The following is a 15806-nucleotide window of genomic DNA, read 5'->3' as shown; positions in this document are numbered from 1 at the left end:
TCTTATGAAAGGTGGTCTTGGCGCAAGAAAGTGAGCATAGCGAGGCTGAACGATAAGCACAGCCGCGCCGCAGGCAAAGTCTCTTTACCCGCTATTTACCTTTGATTTACCGGGGGTTACGAAATTCCGGGACATTGCGACCCGGATCGGCGGAAAGGGTTCCGCGCAGATGGGCCGACCCTGGCGGGTCGGCCCGGCGCCTCAGCGCCCGAGCATCAGCTCAGGGCGGCGATGGCGGCAGCGTAGTTCGGCTCGTCGGCGATCTCGCCCACCAGCTCGCTGTGCAGCACCTTGTTCTGCTCGTCCAGTACCACCACGGCGCGGGCGGCCAGGCCGGCCAGCGGGCCGTCGGCGATGGCCACGCCGTAGTTGGCGAGGAACTCGCGGCCACGCAGGGTGGACAGGTTCACCACGTTCTCCAGGCCTTCGGCGCCGCAGAAGCGCGCCTGGGCGAACGGCAGGTCAGCGGAGACGCACAGTACGACGGTGTTGGCCAGCTTGCTCGCCTCGGCGTTGAACTTGCGCACGGAGGTGGCGCAGGTCGGGGTGTCGACGCTGGGGAAGATGTTCAGCACCTTGCGCTTGCCGGCGTAGGTTTCCAGGGTAACGTCGGACAGGTTGCCGGCAACCAGCGACAGGGCCGGGGCCTGCTCGCCTTTCTGCGGCAGCTTGCCATCGACGGATACCGGGTTGCCCTTGAGGGTGACTTGAGCCATTGCTTGGGTCCTTCTGTGAGGGATGGCGGCGCTGGCGGGTTGCCAGCGCCGCAGGAGGATTCGGGGCCGGGGCAGATGCTAGCACGACTTTCCCGAGCTTAATGCTCGGGCATGCTCCGGACACGCCTCCCCCCTCACTCCCGACTCAGGCGGCCGCCGCCACAGCCGCTCCAACGTGAGCCTGGTCGTGGAACCCGCGCGGCAGGCGCTGGCTGCCCGGCATGGCGGCCAGGCGTTTTTCCCAGAAGCTGCGCCAATCGTTGTGCACGGCTGCGGCGCGGGCCTTGCGCTGGGCGCGGCGCGCGGCGTTGCGGGCATCACGGCGGGCTTCCTTGTAGACCTCGGTGTTGCGGCAACTGCGGCACTTCACGCGGTTGAGTTCGCTGGTGGACTCCAGGTGCTTGCCGCTGTGACCGCAGGCCAGGTGGCCCTTGACCTTGTAGTGAGTGACCATCGCAGATTCTCCCTGTCCGGCGAGCGCACCCTCGCCGCTTGGCGTTGCCGCAGCCGGGCCGATGGTGCGTGCCGGGTGGCTGCGACGCTCAGGAGATTCGACGTGCCGCTGCGCTGGCAGGTTCGAAAAATCTGCCGCGCCGGTGTCAGCGGGTCGCCAGCATGCGCGCGCCGAACAGCAGGTAGCAGCAGCCGGCGAAACGATCGAGCGCCCGCCGGCAGCGGCGGTAGACGCCAGCCATGCGCTCGCTGGCGAAGACCAACACCACGCAGCAGTACCAGCTGAAGGACAGCGTCACCATCAGCGCGATGGCCATCGCCAGCAACGGCGCGGAGGGCGACGCCGGCATGGCCGTGGCGAACAGCGTGGCGACGAAGAGCGCGGTCTTGGGGTTGGTCAGGTTGCCCAGCAGGCCGAGGCGAAACACCGACCAGGCGCTGCGCTGGCTCGCGACTTCAGCCAGGCTCTCGCCGCCAGCGGCCGGTGCGCGGCGCTTGAGCAGCCTGATGCCGAGGTAGATCAGGTAGGCGCCGCCGGCCAGCTTGAACCCCAGGTAGAGCGACGGCGCGGCGCTGAACAGCGACTTGATCCCCAGGCCTCCGGCCAACCCCCAGATCACCGTGCCACTGGCCACGCCCAGGGCGGCGATCAGGCCATGGCGGCGCGAATGCACGGCGGCGATGCGCGCGGTGGTGAAGAAGTTCGGCCCCGGCGTGATCACCGCCACGATCCACAGCAGGGCCACGGAAAGCAGCGGTGCGAAGTAGCTGGCAGCGGTCATGGCGGACTCTCGTTGCAACGGGACGAAAGCGCATTCTAGCCGCGCTGCGCCGGCTTCACTCGTCCAGATGACAGACGCAGCACAGCTTGTTGCCGTCCAGGTCGCGTACGTAGGCGCCGTAGTAAGTCGGCGAGTAGTGCAGGCGCAGGCCCGGCGCGCCTTCATCCGCGCCGCCGTGCTGCAGCGCGCGGGCGTGGAAGCTGTCGACCTGGTGGCGCGTGCGGGCTTCGAACGCCACCAGCGAACCATTGCCGACGCTGGCCGGCTGGCCATCGAGGGGCGAATAGACGCAGAACACCACGTCGCTGTCCGGGTGGGCGAAGATCGCCCGTTCCGGCTGCTGGCGACGGGCCTTGAGGACAATGCCCAGGGGCGCCAGCACGCCCGTGTAGAACGCGATGGCGCGGGGCAGATCATTGGTGCCGACGCTGATATGGCTGAACATCCTTCGACTCCCGGGTTGAGGCGCCCGGCCAGCGCAGCGGCTGGCCGGGCTCTCGGGCAGGCTATCAGTAGCCCCGCAGGTCATCCACCGGCATGCTCAACTTGGCCTGCCCGGTGATCCGGGTCAGGGTCCGGCTGACGATGTCGACGGCGTTGTCGAAGCAGCCATGGGCGGCGGGCGTGGAGGTCGGCGGGCTGACGCAGGTGAGCACCTGGCGATCGTCCAGCAGCTGGATCTGCTTGCCCTGCACCAGCCCCGCCGCGGCCAGCGCCTGGCGCCAGGTGCTCAGCGCCGCGCCGGTGGCGGACGAGCCGTCCCAGCCACGGTAGTTGGGGTCGAGCACGTTGGCCAGGCCGAGGATCGGCGTGCGCAGGTCGCCTTCCAGGGCGTTGGACACCAGATAGAGCAACGACTTGCGGTACACCGCGGCGGTGTTGTCGTCGCGCTCGGCGCGGTCGGAGAGGATGTCCAGGTACAGGCGTTTCATCAGATCGTCGTGGGGCGCGTAGTGGCGGTTGGCGAACTGCACCGTGCAGGCCGGAGCGTAGAGGTGGATCGACTTCACCCGCTTGGCCACGTCCCGCGCGGCCATCACGTCGATCAGCCAGCCGAGGATGATGGAGCCGGCGGAGTGCCCGACCAGGTGGATTTCCAGCTGCTCGCCCCAGGTGGCGATGAGATTCTGCAGGGCAGTCACCAGCAGGTCGCCGCCGCGGGTGGGCAGCGTCGCGAATTCGGCGTTCTCCTTCATCTCGCTCCAGATCGGCCGCGCCAGGGGGCGGCCGACGGTCTTCTCCAGCAGCGCATCGGAGGCATCGGTCAGCGCCTCGCGGATGCCGCCGGCGCGGGACGGCTCGCTGCGAAAACGGTCGGCGATGATGTCGCCGATGGACTCCAGCAGGCCGGTCTTCCACACCAGGAACAGCGGGTAGCAACCGTTGCCGAGGAAGAACCGGCCCATGGCGCGGGCGCGGTCGATGGCCGCCGCCTCGCTGTTGAGGCCGCCGTGGCAGTAGATCACCAGGCGCTTGGGCGTTCCCGGCTGGTTGCGCAGCCACTGGTCCGGCAGCGTGCAGGCCTGAAACAGCAAGGTGCGGGTCAGCTCGTCCTGGGTCAGGTAGCGACTGACCCGGCCATCATTGCCCATGACGATGCTGTGCTCGTAGGCGGTGGCCTCGTCCCACCACAACGCCTTGTTCGCGCCACCCACCCGCGCCGCGCCGGACTTGCTGCCAGCGGCCAGCTGACCGAGCACCACGCCGGGTACACCCAGCGCGGCTACCCAGGCGTCCATGGCGTTGGCCAGCCAGTCGGCGTAGCTGAGGATGGCGAAACCACCGCTGCCCCAGGTCGTGCCCCAGGAGTTCTGCACGATGAACCCCTCGGTGTTGAAGCCGACCAGGGCGAAGGCGTGGCCACCGCTCTGCGACGGCGGCCCGTCGAAGGGAATCTTCTGCAAGGTGCCGTGGGTGATCGGTGCCGAACGCGCTGGCTTCTTCGCCCCCTTGCGCGGCGCCGGAGTGCCGGGCAGCTGGTTCCAGCCATCATGGGTATAGGCGGACACATAGATAGCGCCGACCTCCTGGATCGCCGCCTGCAGGTCGGTGATGGATTTCACCTCGATGCGGTAGTACACCCCCAGGGTGTTCTGAGTCGCCCGCGTGGCGTAGCCGAACTGCGGCTGGACGACGCCCTGGGCGGTATAGGGCCAGTCTCCCTCCAGGCAGACGCCATGGTGGAACCAGCCCTTGAGCGCGCCACGACAGCTGGAGCCGTCGTAGTCCTCGCCGGCATATTCGTCATAGCGCCGGGCGAAGTCATAGAGCATGCGCGGGCTCACCGACTCGACGCCACTCTGGGCAAAGCCGGCCTTGCGCCAGCGCAGGTAGTTGATCACGCAGGCCAGGCCGAAACCGGTGCAGGCGCCCTCCAGTCCCTGGTCGAGGATCAGCCCGGACTCGCTGTACTCGCCCAGGTAGCGCGCCACGTCGGCGTTGCTCGGGAACAGGTCCGGCAGGCTGGCCGGCGGCGGCAGGTAGGCGCGGTCGCGCAGGTCCTGCGGGTCCTTGCTGGCGTTCAGCCGTGGCACGGCCTTGGCCCGCGTGGCGGCGGTGCGGCCCGAAGGTGCCGGCCAGGCTTTCACGGCCAGATCGAACACGCTCCAGAAGCGGTCGATGCCGTGGCTGCCGCCATTGACCAGCTCGCGCGCAGCGAGGAAGTCCTTGGGCTGGCCACTCAGGCTTGCCGGCAGCGCCTTGCGTATGCGCGTCGCGCGGTCGGCGAGGAACAGCGCCAGCAGCGTCGCGGCGATCTCCGGCGCATTGGCCAGGTCCGGCTGCCCCACCAGGTCGACGTCTATGCGCTGGGCATAGGTGGTGTAGTTGTCGCGACCGGTGAGCTGGACGAAGCCGCGCCCACGGTACTTGGGGCCATCGCCGGGCTGGGTGTTGCCCAGATCCTTGCGCCCTTCATAGGCGCTGAAGGCTGATCGGCCAGGGAGGGTGTTGTACTGCGAGGGAAATTCGGAAATCGGCACGAAGCCTTCGGTTTCCGCGCGGATGGTACCCAGCGCGGCCAGCACCATGGGCCGGTCGGTGAGGCCAGCGGCCTGCAACGCCGCCGTCACGTAGGGCAGATAGCGGCGCACATTGGAGGGCTTGGTGGCCGGGAACAGCAGTTGTACGTTGGGCAGCGGGATCAGCTCTCCCTGCGCCGGCAGCAGTCCCAGCAGGCCGAGGCAATACGGGCCAACCACCCCGTCGGCGATCACCCCGACGCCGGCCTGCCAGTGGCGCACCGCCGCACCGGTCTGGGCATCGAACTCGCTGCCCTTCTCCAGCCCCGGATAGAGCGCCGCATCCGCGCCCAGCACCGCCGCCAGGCGTTTGCGCAGTTCACCTACCGCCTTGCCCTTCTGTCCTTGCACCAACAGTGTGTCCATGACTTCGTCTCCGCTTGTCCGCTGATGGATTTCGACGCAACACGGCACGTGCCCATAGAAATTCCACCGACCGACAACCGCGAATCACGGCCACACCGTTCCACGAGAGCAGCATGCTGCGGGGCCCCTGCCCCGCCCACGGATGAGCGCCCCTCCCTGCTACCCGGCGGCGCTCGTTCCGTCTAGAACTATAGGCGGGCGGCGCGCGCCCGCCAGCGCCGTTCAGTTGCCCGCGTGGGCACGCTCGATGGCGGCCATGTCGAGCTTCTTCATGCCCATCACCGCCTGCAGCGTGCGACTGGCCCTGGCCTTGTCCGGGTCGGCGACCATGTCGCCGACGTGGCGCGGGCAGATCTGCCAGGACACCCCGTAGCGATCCTTCAGCCAGCCGCACATCTGCGCCTCCTCCGGGCCGCCGGCGCCGAGCTTGCCCCAGAAGTGATCGATCTCCTTCTGGCTGTCGCACATCACCTGCAGCGACAGCGCCTCGGTGAAACTGAACATCGGCCCACCGTTGAGGGCGATGAAGGTCTGGCCGTCGAGCTCGAACTCCACCGTCAGCACCGATCCGGGCTCGCCGCCGTGGCGCTCCTTTTCCGCCTCGGGGTAGTAGGCGGTCTGCACGATCCGCGAGTTGGGGAAGATGCCGGTGTAGAACCGGGCGGCCTCCTCGGCCTTGCCGTCGAACCACAGGCAGGGAGTGACGCGTTGCAGGCTGGACATGGTGAGTCTCCTGATTCTCGCGCGGTCGGCATGACCGGCATGCAGTCTGGTCGCCTGGGCGGCGAAGGAATCGACAAGTCTAGGCGGACTTTTCCCCGTCACCGGACGATCGGTCGGGCGGCATCGGCGGTCGTTCGGCATCAAGTTGCCCGGCTGCATCGCCCTAGACTCGAAGCCAGGCCCCGCCTTGGTGGCGTGGGCATCTGCCGGGAGCCGTCATGACTACACTCGCCCCTGTCCTGCAGGACGCCGGTCTGGAACGCCAGGGCCGCCTGGACCTCGCCTGCGCTTTGCGCTGGGCCGCGCGCCTGAACCTGCACGAAGCCATCGCCAACCACTTCAGCCTGGCGCTGTCCGCCGACGGCCGGGACTTCCTGATCAACCCCTACGGCCGGCACTTCTCGCAGATGCGCGCCAGCGACCTGCTGCGTCTGCACGCGGATGATCCCGAGGCGCTGAACCGCCCGGACGCCCCGGACATTACCGCCTGGGCCCTGCATGGCGCGCTGCACCGTAACAACCCGCAGGCGCGTTGCATCCTTCATGTCCATTCGAAATACGCCACCGCCCTCGCCTGCCTGGCCGACTCGCGCCTGCCGCCGATCGAGCAGAACAGCATGCGTTTCTTCGAGCGCGTGGCCATCGACGAGGGTTTCGACGGCATGGGCCTGGGCGACGAGGCCGAACGCGTCAGCCGCCTGCTGGGCGACAAGCCGATCCTGCTGATGGGCAACCACGGCCTGCTGGTCGCGGCGCCCAGCGTGGCCCAGGCCTTCGACGACCTGTACTACTTCGAGCGCGCCTGCGAGGTCTACCTCACCGCCCTGGCCAGCGGCCGCCCGCTGCGCATCGCCAGCGACGCGGTGGCGCGCAAGACCATGCGCCAATGGCTGGAGTATCCGGGGTTCGCCGAGCGGCACTTCTCGGCGCTGCGGCAGATGCTGCTGGAGAGCGAGCCGGGGTTTGCCGATTAGACCCGGTAGTTCCCTGCAGGAGCTCTCCTGGGTCTCCGCTATAGCTCTCGGCGCGCGTAGGAGCGGACTCCGTCCGCGATGAGCTGGCCCAACTCCGTTCCAGAATGAAGCTCGGGCGAATCGATCGCGGACGGAGTCCGCTCCTACGGCGGCCGGATAGTTCGCCAGAGTGAATCTCGCCCGAGCGGCCGGCACGTCCCGGCACTGCGTTTGGCTTTGGCTTTGGCTTTGGCTTTGGCTTTGGCTTTGGCTTTGGCTTTGGCTTTGGCTTTAAAGAGTTTTCCAGAGAAACCTCCGCGCACTCCGGAATGCCCCTTTCAGGAGGCCTCGTTGAAGTGCAGTTTCAGGGGTTGAGCGACATGGATGTCGCGAGAGCGCTGTCGGGCCAGGGATGGCCCGTCAGCGCGTGCCCCTGAAACTGCGCTTCAACGAGGGAATTTTTCGCCTAGGCGAAAAACCGGATGGAGGGGCAAGGCCTTTGCTTACTTTGGGCCTTTCCAAAGTGAGTCGCCCGAGGGGGCGAAACAAGAAGTCCGTGCGCACGCCGAAGCGACGCTGGAACTCCGATCCTGAGGCCAGGATGCTCCTACAGGTAAGCTCCGAGCCGGGCAGGTTCGCGAGCAAGCTCGCTCCTACAGCTCCCGGCGAGTGCAGGAGCGGATATCCCGACCGTAGGGCGCATAACGCCGCAGGCGTTATCCGCCTTCATGGCGGATAACCCGCTCCGGATTACCCGCCCTACCCGAACCGTCAGGAATCCCTCCCCAACGGCTGGCGCATCACCGGCGCCGTGTAGGTCTGGGTACGGTCAGCACTGGGCGGACAGCCGAAATGCGCTCGGTAAGCGCGCGAGAAATGCTCCAGCGAACCGAACCCGGAGCTGGCCGCCACCTGCGCCACGCTCAGGCGCGTCTGCTGCAGCAGGCTGTGAGCGCGGCCCAGGCGCAGGACGATGTAGTACTTGAGCGGCGACAGCCCGGTGTGCTGCTTGAACTGCCGCTCCAGCTGGCGCCGCGAAAGGCCGACGCGCGCGGCGATGGCGTCGCACTCCAGCGTCTCTTCCAGCGCCTGCTCCATCAGCGCGATGGCCCGGCGCACCTTGCCGCCATGGGCGTGGGCGTCGCTCTGCCGGCCCTGCAACTGGTGCGCGCCGGGTTCGCGGGTCTCGCCCAGGAGCAGGTGCATGGCGATCTCCCGCGACAGGTCGGCGTCCACTCGCTGGGCGATCCAGCCCAGCATCAGGTCGAGGATGGCACTGGCCCCGGCGCAGGTCAGGCGTTGCCGTTCGAGGGTATAGAGCTGGGCGCGCGCCTGGACCTTCGGGTAGCTCTCCTGGAAGCCCTGCAGGTTGTCCCAGTGCACCGCCGCCGGGAAACCATCCAGTACCCCGGCGGCGGCCAGCAGCTCGGTGCCGGTCTCGATGCCGGCCAGCGTGGTGCCGAACGCCGCCTGCCGGCGCAGCCAGCTTTTCAGCGCGCGATTACGCGCGTGCTTGTGCACGTCGAAGCTGGCGATGACGAAGCAGGCGTCCCAGCCGCGCTCCAGGTCGATGGCTTGATGAACCGTACTGGTCAGGCCATTGCTGGCGGTGACCGGTTCGCCGTCCAGCGACAGCAACTGCCACTGGAACAGCGCCTCGCCGCCCAGCCAGTTGGCGATGGCCAGCGGCTCGACTACGGCCGCGAGGCCCAGGCCGGGGAACGACGGCAGCAACAACAGGCCCACACGCAGGGGCTCGCGGCGAAACCTGGAAGGCGGTGCAACACTGGCCATCGACTCTCCTCAGCGCTGTCGGCTCTGCCACTGCGGGTGCAGCCAGACCGGAACATTGGCCGCCGGCAGCGGCGGTAGTCCACGGATCATATCGCTGGCCTTCTCGGCGATCATCACCGTCGGCGCATTGGTGTTGCCGCTGACGATGCTCGGCATGATCGACGCATCCACCACGCGCAGCCCCTGCAGACCATGCACGCGCAGCTGCGCATCGACCACCGCCTCCGGGTCACTGGCCGGGCCCATCTTGCAGGTGCCGCTGGCGTGGTAGCCGGTTTCGGTAACCCGCCGCGCCCAGGCGTCCAGCTCGGCATCGCTGCGTGCCAGCGGTCCGGGAGTCAGTTCCTCGCCGGCAAAGGCACGCATGGCCGGCTGCTGCATCAGCTCGCGCACCAGCCGCGCGCCGGCGCGCATGTCGGCGCGATCCTGTTCGCTCTGCAGGTAGTTGAAGAGGATGCGCGGCGCCTGCCGTGCATCGCTGCTGCGCAGGGTCACGCTGCCCAGGCTGGTGGGGCGCATCAGGTCGATGTGCACCTGGAAGGCGTGGTCCGGCACCGGCGCCACGCTGCCCGGCTGCACCGCCAGCGGCATGAAGGTGAGTTGCAGGTCCGGGTGCTCGACCCCGGCGCGGGAACGGATGAAGGCGCCCGCCTCGAAATGGTTGCTCGCCGCCAGCCCGTCGTGGCTGGCGAACCAGCGCGCACCGATCCACCACTTGCCCGGCGCGCGGGTCCAGGGGTAGATCGACACCGGCGCCTTGCAGCGGAACTGCACGACGCTGTCCGGGTGGTCGTTGAGCCGCCGGCCGACGCCGGGCAGATTGTGCTTCAGCGCAATCCCCTGCGCGCGCAGCTCATCCACCGGGCCGATGCCCGAGAGCAACAGCAGGTGCGGCGAGTTGATCGCGCCCGCCGTCAGCAGCACCTCGCGGCTGGCGCGGGCGGTCCACAGCTGGCCGTTCTGCGCGTACTCCACGCCCACCGCGCGGTCGCCCTCGAAGAGGATGCGCAGCGCCAGCGCGTCGGTCGCCACCGTGACATTGCCGCGCCCGAGCGCCTCGCTCAGGTAGCCGCGCGAGGTGCTCCAGCGTCGACCCTGGCGCGTGGTGCGGTCCACCGGACCGAAGCCTTCCTGGCGCTGGCCGTTGAGGTCACTGCTGCGCCCATAGCCAGCTTCCTCGCCCGCCGCGACGAATGCGGCGCACAGCGGGGTGTCGATATCACCCGGCGTGACGTGCAGGTGCCCGGCGTCGCCGTGATAGTCGTCGGCGCCATTGGCGTGGTTTTCCGAGCGGATGAAGTACGGCAGCACCTGCTGGTAGTCCCAGCCCTCGCAGCCCTGGGCCGCCCAGCCGTCGTAGTCACGGGCGTGGCCACGGATGTAGACCATGCCGTTGATCGAGGACGATCCGCCCAGCGTACGCCCACGCGGCGTGGCGATGCGCCGGCCGTCCAGGTAGGGCTCCGGCTCGCTGCTGTAGCTCCAGTTGAAGCGTGTGCCGCCGACCACCATGCCCACCGCCGAGGGCATGTCGATGGTCCAGCTCCTGTCCGCCGGCCCCGCCTCCAGCAGCAGGATGCGTACCGCCGGATCGGCGCCCAGGCGGTTGGCCAGCACGCAGCCGGCCGAGCCCGCGCCGACGATGACGTAGTCGTAGTCCATGGCCATTCCTCAGAGCTGCGCGCCGTGGATGCCCTGGAACACCAGGCGGTGGAAATGGTGCACCAGGTGCTCGCTCTCGTTGCTGCGCTCGGCGTCGATCATGTAGCGGCCCTGGTCGTAGCCCAGGGAGTGCAGGCCCTTCTGCACGCTGATGTTGAGGGCGATGTCCTCCGGCCCCAGTTCCTCGTTCATCCAGCGCATGCAGGCCTGGCTCACCTCGGCGGTCTGCGGGTTCGCCGAGTAGTAGCCGAAGCGCAGCAGCGAACGCTCGGCGTCCAGCGGAAGCATGATGAAGGTGCCGAGGAACTCGGAGAACGGGAAGGTGTAGAAGGTGTTGTTCGGCCACAGGCCGATGTTGAAGAAGCACTCGTCAGGGTTAAGGTCATCGCGCAGTTTCACCCCGTAGGCCTCGCCTGCATCGAGGTTGGCCGGGGCGATGTAGGTCCACCAGTTGTCGCGCTTGCTCAGGCGATAGCCCTTGAAGTCGATCAGCCTGGCCAGGTCGATATGGCACGGTCCGGAGAGCTTGAAGTGATAGCCCTCGATGGAGTTGTCCATGATCACCTTCCAGTTGGCCGGGACGATGACGTCGGCCTCTTCGATCAGGCGCATGTCGGCCAGGTTGGGGAACACCCGGTGCATCTCGGCATCCGCACCGGGGAACAACTCGGCCAGCGAAGGTGCGTTGGGGTCGAGGTTGAAGTAGAGGAAGCCGCCCAGCTCCTCCAGGCGCACCTGCGGGATGGCGAATTCGTCCTTGTCGAAGTTCTTGATGCGCTCACAGCGCGGCGCACTGCGCAGAGAGCCGTCCATTTCATAGCACCAGGAATGGTAGGCGCAGCGCACGATGCCGCCGGTGTTGCCGCGACGCTCCTCCAGCAGCCGATTGCCACGGTGCTGGCAGACGTTGTGGAAGGCGCGGATATCTCCGGCGCGGCTGCGGGCGATGACGATGCTCTGGTCGAACAGGTCGCAGACCACGTACTGGCCGATCTCGGCGAATTCGCTCAGGTGCCCGGCGACGTGCCAGGAGCGCAGGAAGATGTTGTCGCGCTCGGCCTTGAACAGCGCCTCGTCGTAGAAATAGCGCGATGGCAGGGTGAAGGCCTGTTCCGGGTCCTGGCGGTCCCAGCCGTCGATGGACGACTGCAGTTTCGGGTTTTCGATGGACGACATGCTCGACTCTCCTCGGCTTCTTCTGGCGTGGCCGGCTCGTGGGCCGGCGGCTCGGTTCGAGGACAAATCTAGGGGGGCGCCGCTAGCGGCTCTTGATGAAAAACGACGACTTTTCCGGCGCACGCATCAAGCCGAAGCGGTCGGCAGAGCGGTCCTGGCAGCAAACGAACGCTGGCTGTCCGGATTCGCTCCCTCGCCCTCGTTGTCGCCTGGAGGCTACGGATTCCCAATACGGGTAAGCGCGACGCAGCCCGCATCGCACCTGGAGAATCCAGCCCTGGAGCCCGCCATGAGCCTCGACCTGAACGGCGTCAAAGTCCCCGACAGCAACCTCGCCAAGGCCATCACCGAGATGGTTCGCGACAACGCCACCCCGCTGCTCTTCCACCACTCTTCCCGCGTCTACTACTGGGGCGCGCTGACCGGTGCGCGCCAGGGCCTGAAGTTCGACGCCGAACTGCTCTACGCCGGCGCGATGTTCCATGACATGGGCCTGATGCCGCGCTACTGCAGTCAGTGCGAACGTTTCGAGGTGGACGGCGCCGACTGCGCTGCAGAATTCCTGCGCAGCCATGGCATCGCCGAAAGCGATATCGACACGGTGTGGACCGCCATCGCCCTGCACACCACCCCCGGCATCCCGCAGCACATGAAGCCGGAGATCGCCCTGGTCACCGCCGGCGTGGAAATGGACGTCCTCGGTATCGCCTACCAGCAGTTCCCCGACGCCGAGCGCGACGCCGTGGTCGCCGCCCACCCGCGCGGCGGCCAGTTCAAGCAGGACATCCTGCAGGCCTTCTACGACGGCATCAAAGCCAAGCCGGAAACCACCTTCGGCAACGTCAAGGCCGACGTGCTGGCGATGAAGGATGCGGACTTCGTGCGCGGCAACTTCTGCGAAGTGATCCTGAATTCCGACTGGGCCAGCTAGGGCCTGCCGGTCAAGACCTGGGAATCATGGGCGTGCCCAGCACACCGGGCTCGCCCAGCAGTTGCGTCAGCCACTGCATGAACGCCCGTACCCGCTGCGGCAGGCGGCGGTGGGCGTAGAGCAGGGAGATTTCCATGGGCGGCAGCGGGATGTGTTCGAGCACCGCCACCAGCCGCCCGGCTTCCAGGTCATCGAGCACGCCATGGATCGGCACCTGGATGATCCCCAGCCCGCCCATGGCCGCGCTTTCGTAGGCCTCGGCATTGTTCACCGACAGCGCACCGCCCATCGACAGGTAACGCGTTTCGCCGTCGTGCAGGTACTCGAACCCCGGCGGCCGCGCGCCCAGCACGTTGACGTAGTGGATCAGCTGGTGTCCGGCGAGGTCGTCGAGGGTCTGCGGCGTGCCGTGCTCGGCGAGATAGGCCGGGCTGGCGCAAGTCACCTGGGGGAATTGCCCGAGAGTGCGCGCCACCACCGAGGGATCGTTCACCGCCCCGACCCGCACCACGCAATCGAAGCCCTCGCGCACCAGGTCGACGCGGCGGTCGGTGCAACTCACTTCCAGCTCCAGCGCCGGGTGGCGGGCGAGGAACTCGCCCAGGCGCGGCATCACCAGCTTGCGCGCCATCACCGTCGGCATGTCCACCCGCAGGCGCCCGCCGAGGGCTTCGTCATCCTGGCGGAACAGCCCCTGCAACTCGTCCAGCTGGGCCAGCATGTCCTTGCTGCGTTCGTAGAGCACCAGCCCGTCCTGGGTCGCGGTGACGCGCCTCGTCGTACGTTGCAGCAGGCGCGTGCCGAGCAGCTCCTCCAGCGCCTGGATGTGCTCGGAGACGGTGGAGCGCGGCAGGCCGAGCTGCTCGCCGGCCTGGGTGAAGCTGGCCAGCTCGGTGACGCGGACAAAGGTGCGCAGCAGGTCGGGGCGGATCATGGGGTGGCTTGCCTATTGTTCGGATGTACCGACCAGTATTTCCGATTTCTGCCGGTTTATCACCGAGCAATCGAACAATAAGCTTTTCCTCACTCCCACCCACTCTCCCAGCAACCCCAGGAGTTTCGCCATGACCCGCAAGATCGCTCTCATCACCGGCGCCAGCCGTGGCCTTGGCCGCAATGCCGCGCTGCACCTCGCCGCTGCCGGCGTCGACATCATCGGCACCTACCGCAGCCAGGCTGACGAGGCCCACGCCGTCGCCGCCGAAATCGAACAGCACGGCGGCCGCGCCGTGATGCTGCAACTGGATGTGGCCGACAGCGCCAGCTTCGCCGCCTTCGCCGAGCAGATCCGCGCCCGCCTGGGCGAGACCTTCGGCCGCCAGCAGTTCGACTTCCTGGTGAACAACGCCGGCATCGGCCTCTACGCCAGCTTCGCCGAGACCAGTGAGGAGATGTTCGACCAGTTGTTCAACATCCAGCTCAAGGGCCCGTTCTTCCTGACCCAGAAGCTGCTGCCGCTGATCGCCGATGGCGGCCGCATCCTCAACGTCTCCAGCGGCCTGACGCGCTTCTCGCTGCCCGGCTATGCCGCCTACGCAACCATGAAGGGCGCCATGGAGACCCTGACCAAGTACCAGGCGAAGGAGCTGGGTTCACGCGGCATTGCGGTGAACATCCTCGCCCCCGGCGCCATCGAGACCGACTTCGGCGGCGGCCGCGTGCGCGACGATGCCCAGTTGAACCAGCAGATCGCCGCCAACACCGCCCTGGGCCGCGTCGGCCTGCCGGACGACATCGGCGCCGTGGTCGCCGCCCTGCTCTCCGACGGCGGCCGCTGGATCAATGGCCAGCGCGTGGAGGCTTCGGGCGGCATGTTCCTCTGACCGCTCAATGCCCGCATCCGGCAGGACAGTCCGCGCCAGCAGCGCGGGCTGCCCACCAAGGCCATTCGCACACACTGGAACGTGCACGACCTTGAACCTGTGCCAGGGGAATACACCCAGTTGCGGATTCAGCGTCCCGAGGTCTGCAGCATCGCGCTGCCCAGGCTGACATCGAAGAATTCCGCGGCCGACGCCGCCAGGTCGCGGTGGATGGCCTGGCGGTCCAGGCCCTGGGTATCGGTGCAGAGGTCCGGGGTGGCTTCCTGCTCCTCCTCCGAACAGGGCGCCATGAACACGAAGTGCCCTGCCCCGTCGAGGATGCGCAGGTCCGGTTGCTGCGGCAGCTTGCGTGCCAGGGCGCCGGCATTCTTCTTCCAGTCGAGGATGTGGTCGGCGTTGCCGGTATAGAGCAGCACCGGTACGTGCACGTCTTCCAGCTCGTGGGCGCCGTACATCAGGCTCAGCGGAGCGAGCAGGAGCAGCGCACCCACGCGCGGATCGGCCATCGGCACCAGGTCGTTGCGGTCGGCGCGCACCTCACCTTTCTCGCTGCAGGCGTCGCGATCGTCCGGGCGTTGCTGGCAGTACCTGATCAGCCGATCCAGGCGCGGCTGGGCGCCGGCCAGGATCAGCGCGGTCTCGCCGCCGGCGGAGTAGCCGATGACGCCGACCTTGTGCGGATCGACCACGGCCGCCACCCGCGGATCGAGCAGCGCGGCGCTGATGGTTTCCGAGACCTGCAGTGGCCGGCCGTAGAGATTGCTCAGGGCGCCGAGCCGGCTGTGGTCATGCAGGTTGTCGCCCGGATGCAGCAGGGTCACCACGACGAAGCCCTTGCTCACCAAAGCCTCGATCAGGTCGCGATGGGCCAGCGGGGTGCCGTAGTTGCCATGGGACATGACCAGCAGCGGGAAGCGGCCATTGGCGGTCTTGCCTTCGTAGGCGACGTCGAGGATGAAGTTGCCCAGGTGCAGGGGCTGCTCGGGCGCACGCGTGGGGTAGAAGGCGATGGCCTTCATCGGTTGCTGGTCCAGCGGATCGCTCACCTGCAACCGGTGAAAACCCACGTTCCAGCCGTGGGCCGCCCAACTCGCGGTACTGAAGGTAACGAGCAACAGGAACCAGAACAGGCGCCTCGCCATGGTGCAGTTCGCCCCGATTTGTCTCCAGATCAGGCGCCACGGGGCTTGTCGATGAACGCAGAAACCGCCGGGCGCCGCCAGGAGGGGATCTCTGCATAGTACGCGCCAGTGCGACTGGCTCCGTGCCCGCAGACAGACGGCAGCGCCAGCGCACGAAAAAAGCCCCTCTATTGAACTGACCCCCAGATGTTGGACACCAACTCTGAGGGGTCCACATGGCAAGGCATGATGGGAAGTTCAAGCTAGAGGTGGCGCGCCACTATGT

The 15806-nt window shown here is 67.5% G+C and carries 14 protein-coding genes; 3 read left to right on the top strand and 11 right to left on the bottom strand.

Going from position 1 to position 15806, the window contains the following annotated elements; translation table 11 throughout:
• Positions 1–215 precede the first annotated feature (215 nt).
• The 6 genes from tpx to HNP46_RS27435 form a co-directional block, all read right to left on the bottom strand.
• Positions 216–716 (bottom strand): thiol peroxidase, encoded by a 501-nt coding sequence (gene tpx / locus HNP46_RS27460; protein ID WP_184595347.1) that lies wholly within the window; start codon positions 714–716, stop codon positions 216–218.
• Positions 717–861: 145 nt separating this feature from the next.
• Positions 862–1170, bottom strand: coding sequence for a hypothetical protein (locus HNP46_RS27455; RefSeq protein WP_184595345.1), 309 nt, complete (start codon positions 1168–1170; stop codon positions 862–864).
• A gap of 145 nt (positions 1171–1315) precedes the next feature.
• Positions 1316–1951: a LysE family translocator gene (locus HNP46_RS27450; RefSeq protein WP_184595343.1), complete on the bottom strand. Its 636-nt coding sequence runs from the start codon at positions 1949–1951 to the stop codon at positions 1316–1318.
• Positions 1952–2006: 55 nt separating this feature from the next.
• Complete coding sequence (locus HNP46_RS27445) at positions 2007–2396, bottom strand: VOC family protein (protein WP_184595341.1); 390 nt, start codon at positions 2394–2396, stop codon at positions 2007–2009.
• A gap of 64 nt (positions 2397–2460) precedes the next feature.
• Positions 2461–5337 carry a C1 family peptidase gene (locus tag HNP46_RS27440; protein WP_184595339.1) on the bottom strand — a complete coding sequence of 959 codons (2877 nt, stop codon included), beginning with the start codon at positions 5335–5337 and terminating at the stop codon, positions 2461–2463.
• Between the two features lie 222 nt (positions 5338–5559).
• Entirely contained in the window at positions 5560–6060 is a 501-nt protein-coding gene (locus HNP46_RS27435; protein WP_184595337.1) for a VOC family protein, read from the bottom strand.
• Positions 6061–6278: 218 nt separating this feature from the next.
• On the opposite strand from HNP46_RS27435, the gene HNP46_RS27430 reads away from it, so the two are divergent.
• Complete coding sequence (locus HNP46_RS27430) at positions 6279–7034, top strand: class II aldolase and adducin N-terminal domain-containing protein (RefSeq protein WP_184595334.1); 756 nt, start codon at positions 6279–6281, stop codon at positions 7032–7034.
• Between the two features lie 750 nt (positions 7035–7784).
• Here the strand turns inward: HNP46_RS27430 and HNP46_RS27425 are convergent.
• Genes HNP46_RS27425 through HNP46_RS27415 form a run of 3 tightly spaced genes read right to left on the bottom strand, consistent with a single transcriptional unit; the run spans position 7785 to position 11645 of the window.
• Positions 7785–8807 (bottom strand): GlxA family transcriptional regulator, encoded by a 1023-nt coding sequence (locus HNP46_RS27425; RefSeq protein ID WP_184595332.1) that lies wholly within the window; start codon positions 8805–8807, stop codon positions 7785–7787.
• A 9-nt stretch (positions 8808–8816) separates the two neighbouring features.
• Positions 8817–10475, bottom strand: coding sequence for a choline dehydrogenase (locus HNP46_RS27420; protein ID WP_184595330.1), 1659 nt, complete (start codon positions 10473–10475; stop codon positions 8817–8819).
• Positions 10476–10478: 3 nt separating this feature from the next.
• Positions 10479–11645: an aromatic ring-hydroxylating oxygenase subunit alpha gene (locus tag HNP46_RS27415; RefSeq protein WP_184595328.1), complete on the bottom strand. Its 1167-nt coding sequence runs from the start codon at positions 11643–11645 to the stop codon at positions 10479–10481.
• A 289-nt stretch (positions 11646–11934) separates the two neighbouring features.
• Between HNP46_RS27415 and HNP46_RS27410 the strand changes: the two genes are divergently transcribed.
• Complete coding sequence (locus HNP46_RS27410; protein WP_184595326.1) at positions 11935–12576, top strand: HD domain-containing protein; 642 nt, start codon at positions 11935–11937, stop codon at positions 12574–12576.
• Positions 12577–12586: 10 nt separating this feature from the next.
• On the opposite strand, the gene HNP46_RS27405 is transcribed toward HNP46_RS27410, so the two are convergent.
• Positions 12587–13510: a LysR family transcriptional regulator gene (locus tag HNP46_RS27405; protein WP_184595324.1), complete on the bottom strand. Its 924-nt coding sequence runs from the start codon at positions 13508–13510 to the stop codon at positions 12587–12589.
• A gap of 130 nt (positions 13511–13640) precedes the next feature.
• Between HNP46_RS27405 and HNP46_RS27400 the strand changes: the two genes are divergently transcribed.
• Positions 13641–14399: an SDR family NAD(P)-dependent oxidoreductase gene (locus HNP46_RS27400; RefSeq protein ID WP_184595322.1), complete on the top strand. Its 759-nt coding sequence runs from the start codon at positions 13641–13643 to the stop codon at positions 14397–14399.
• 128 nt (positions 14400–14527) lie between these two features.
• Here HNP46_RS27400 and HNP46_RS27395 read toward each other — a convergent pair whose 3' ends face one another.
• Positions 14528–15541 (bottom strand): alpha/beta hydrolase family protein, encoded by a 1014-nt coding sequence (locus HNP46_RS27395; RefSeq protein ID WP_184595320.1) that lies wholly within the window; start codon positions 15539–15541, stop codon positions 14528–14530.
• Positions 15542–15806: the final 265 nt, after the last annotated feature.

The organism is Pseudomonas nitroreducens, from assembly GCF_014204515.1.
Classification (GTDB): Bacteria; Pseudomonadota; Gammaproteobacteria; order Pseudomonadales; family Pseudomonadaceae; genus Pseudomonas; species Pseudomonas nitritireducens_A.
Note: the sequence above shows the minus strand (reverse complement) of the source record. Positions and strands in the feature narration are given on the sequence as shown.

Coding starts and splice junctions, on each gene's coding strand:
- HNP46_RS27420 (WP_184595330.1), bottom strand. CDS start 10,475: ATGGCCATGGACTACGACTACGTCATCGTCGGCGCGGGCTCGGCCGGC.
- HNP46_RS27440 (WP_184595339.1), bottom strand. CDS start 5,337: ATGGACACACTGTTGGTGCAAGGACAGAAGGGCAAGGCGGTAGGTGAA.
- HNP46_RS27415 (WP_184595328.1), bottom strand. CDS start 11,645: ATGTCGTCCATCGAAAACCCGAAACTGCAGTCGTCCATCGACGGCTGG.
- tpx (WP_184595347.1), bottom strand. CDS start 716: ATGGCTCAAGTCACCCTCAAGGGCAACCCGGTATCCGTCGATGGCAAG.
- HNP46_RS27450 (WP_184595343.1), bottom strand. CDS start 1,951: ATGACCGCTGCCAGCTACTTCGCACCGCTGCTTTCCGTGGCCCTGCTG.
- HNP46_RS27425 (WP_184595332.1), bottom strand. CDS start 8,807: ATGGCCAGTGTTGCACCGCCTTCCAGGTTTCGCCGCGAGCCCCTGCGT.
- HNP46_RS27395 (WP_184595320.1), bottom strand. CDS start 15,541: ATGGCGAGGCGCCTGTTCTGGTTCCTGTTGCTCGTTACCTTCAGTACC.
- HNP46_RS27405 (WP_184595324.1), bottom strand. CDS start 13,510: ATGATCCGCCCCGACCTGCTGCGCACCTTTGTCCGCGTCACCGAGCTG.
- HNP46_RS27410 (WP_184595326.1), top strand. CDS start 11,935: ATGAGCCTCGACCTGAACGGCGTCAAAGTCCCCGACAGCAACCTCGCC.
- HNP46_RS27445 (WP_184595341.1), bottom strand. CDS start 2,396: ATGTTCAGCCATATCAGCGTCGGCACCAATGATCTGCCCCGCGCCATC.
- HNP46_RS27455 (WP_184595345.1), bottom strand. CDS start 1,170: ATGGTCACTCACTACAAGGTCAAGGGCCACCTGGCCTGCGGTCACAGC.
- HNP46_RS27435 (WP_184595337.1), bottom strand. CDS start 6,060: ATGTCCAGCCTGCAACGCGTCACTCCCTGCCTGTGGTTCGACGGCAAG.
- HNP46_RS27400 (WP_184595322.1), top strand. CDS start 13,641: ATGACCCGCAAGATCGCTCTCATCACCGGCGCCAGCCGTGGCCTTGGC.
- HNP46_RS27430 (WP_184595334.1), top strand. CDS start 6,279: ATGACTACACTCGCCCCTGTCCTGCAGGACGCCGGTCTGGAACGCCAG.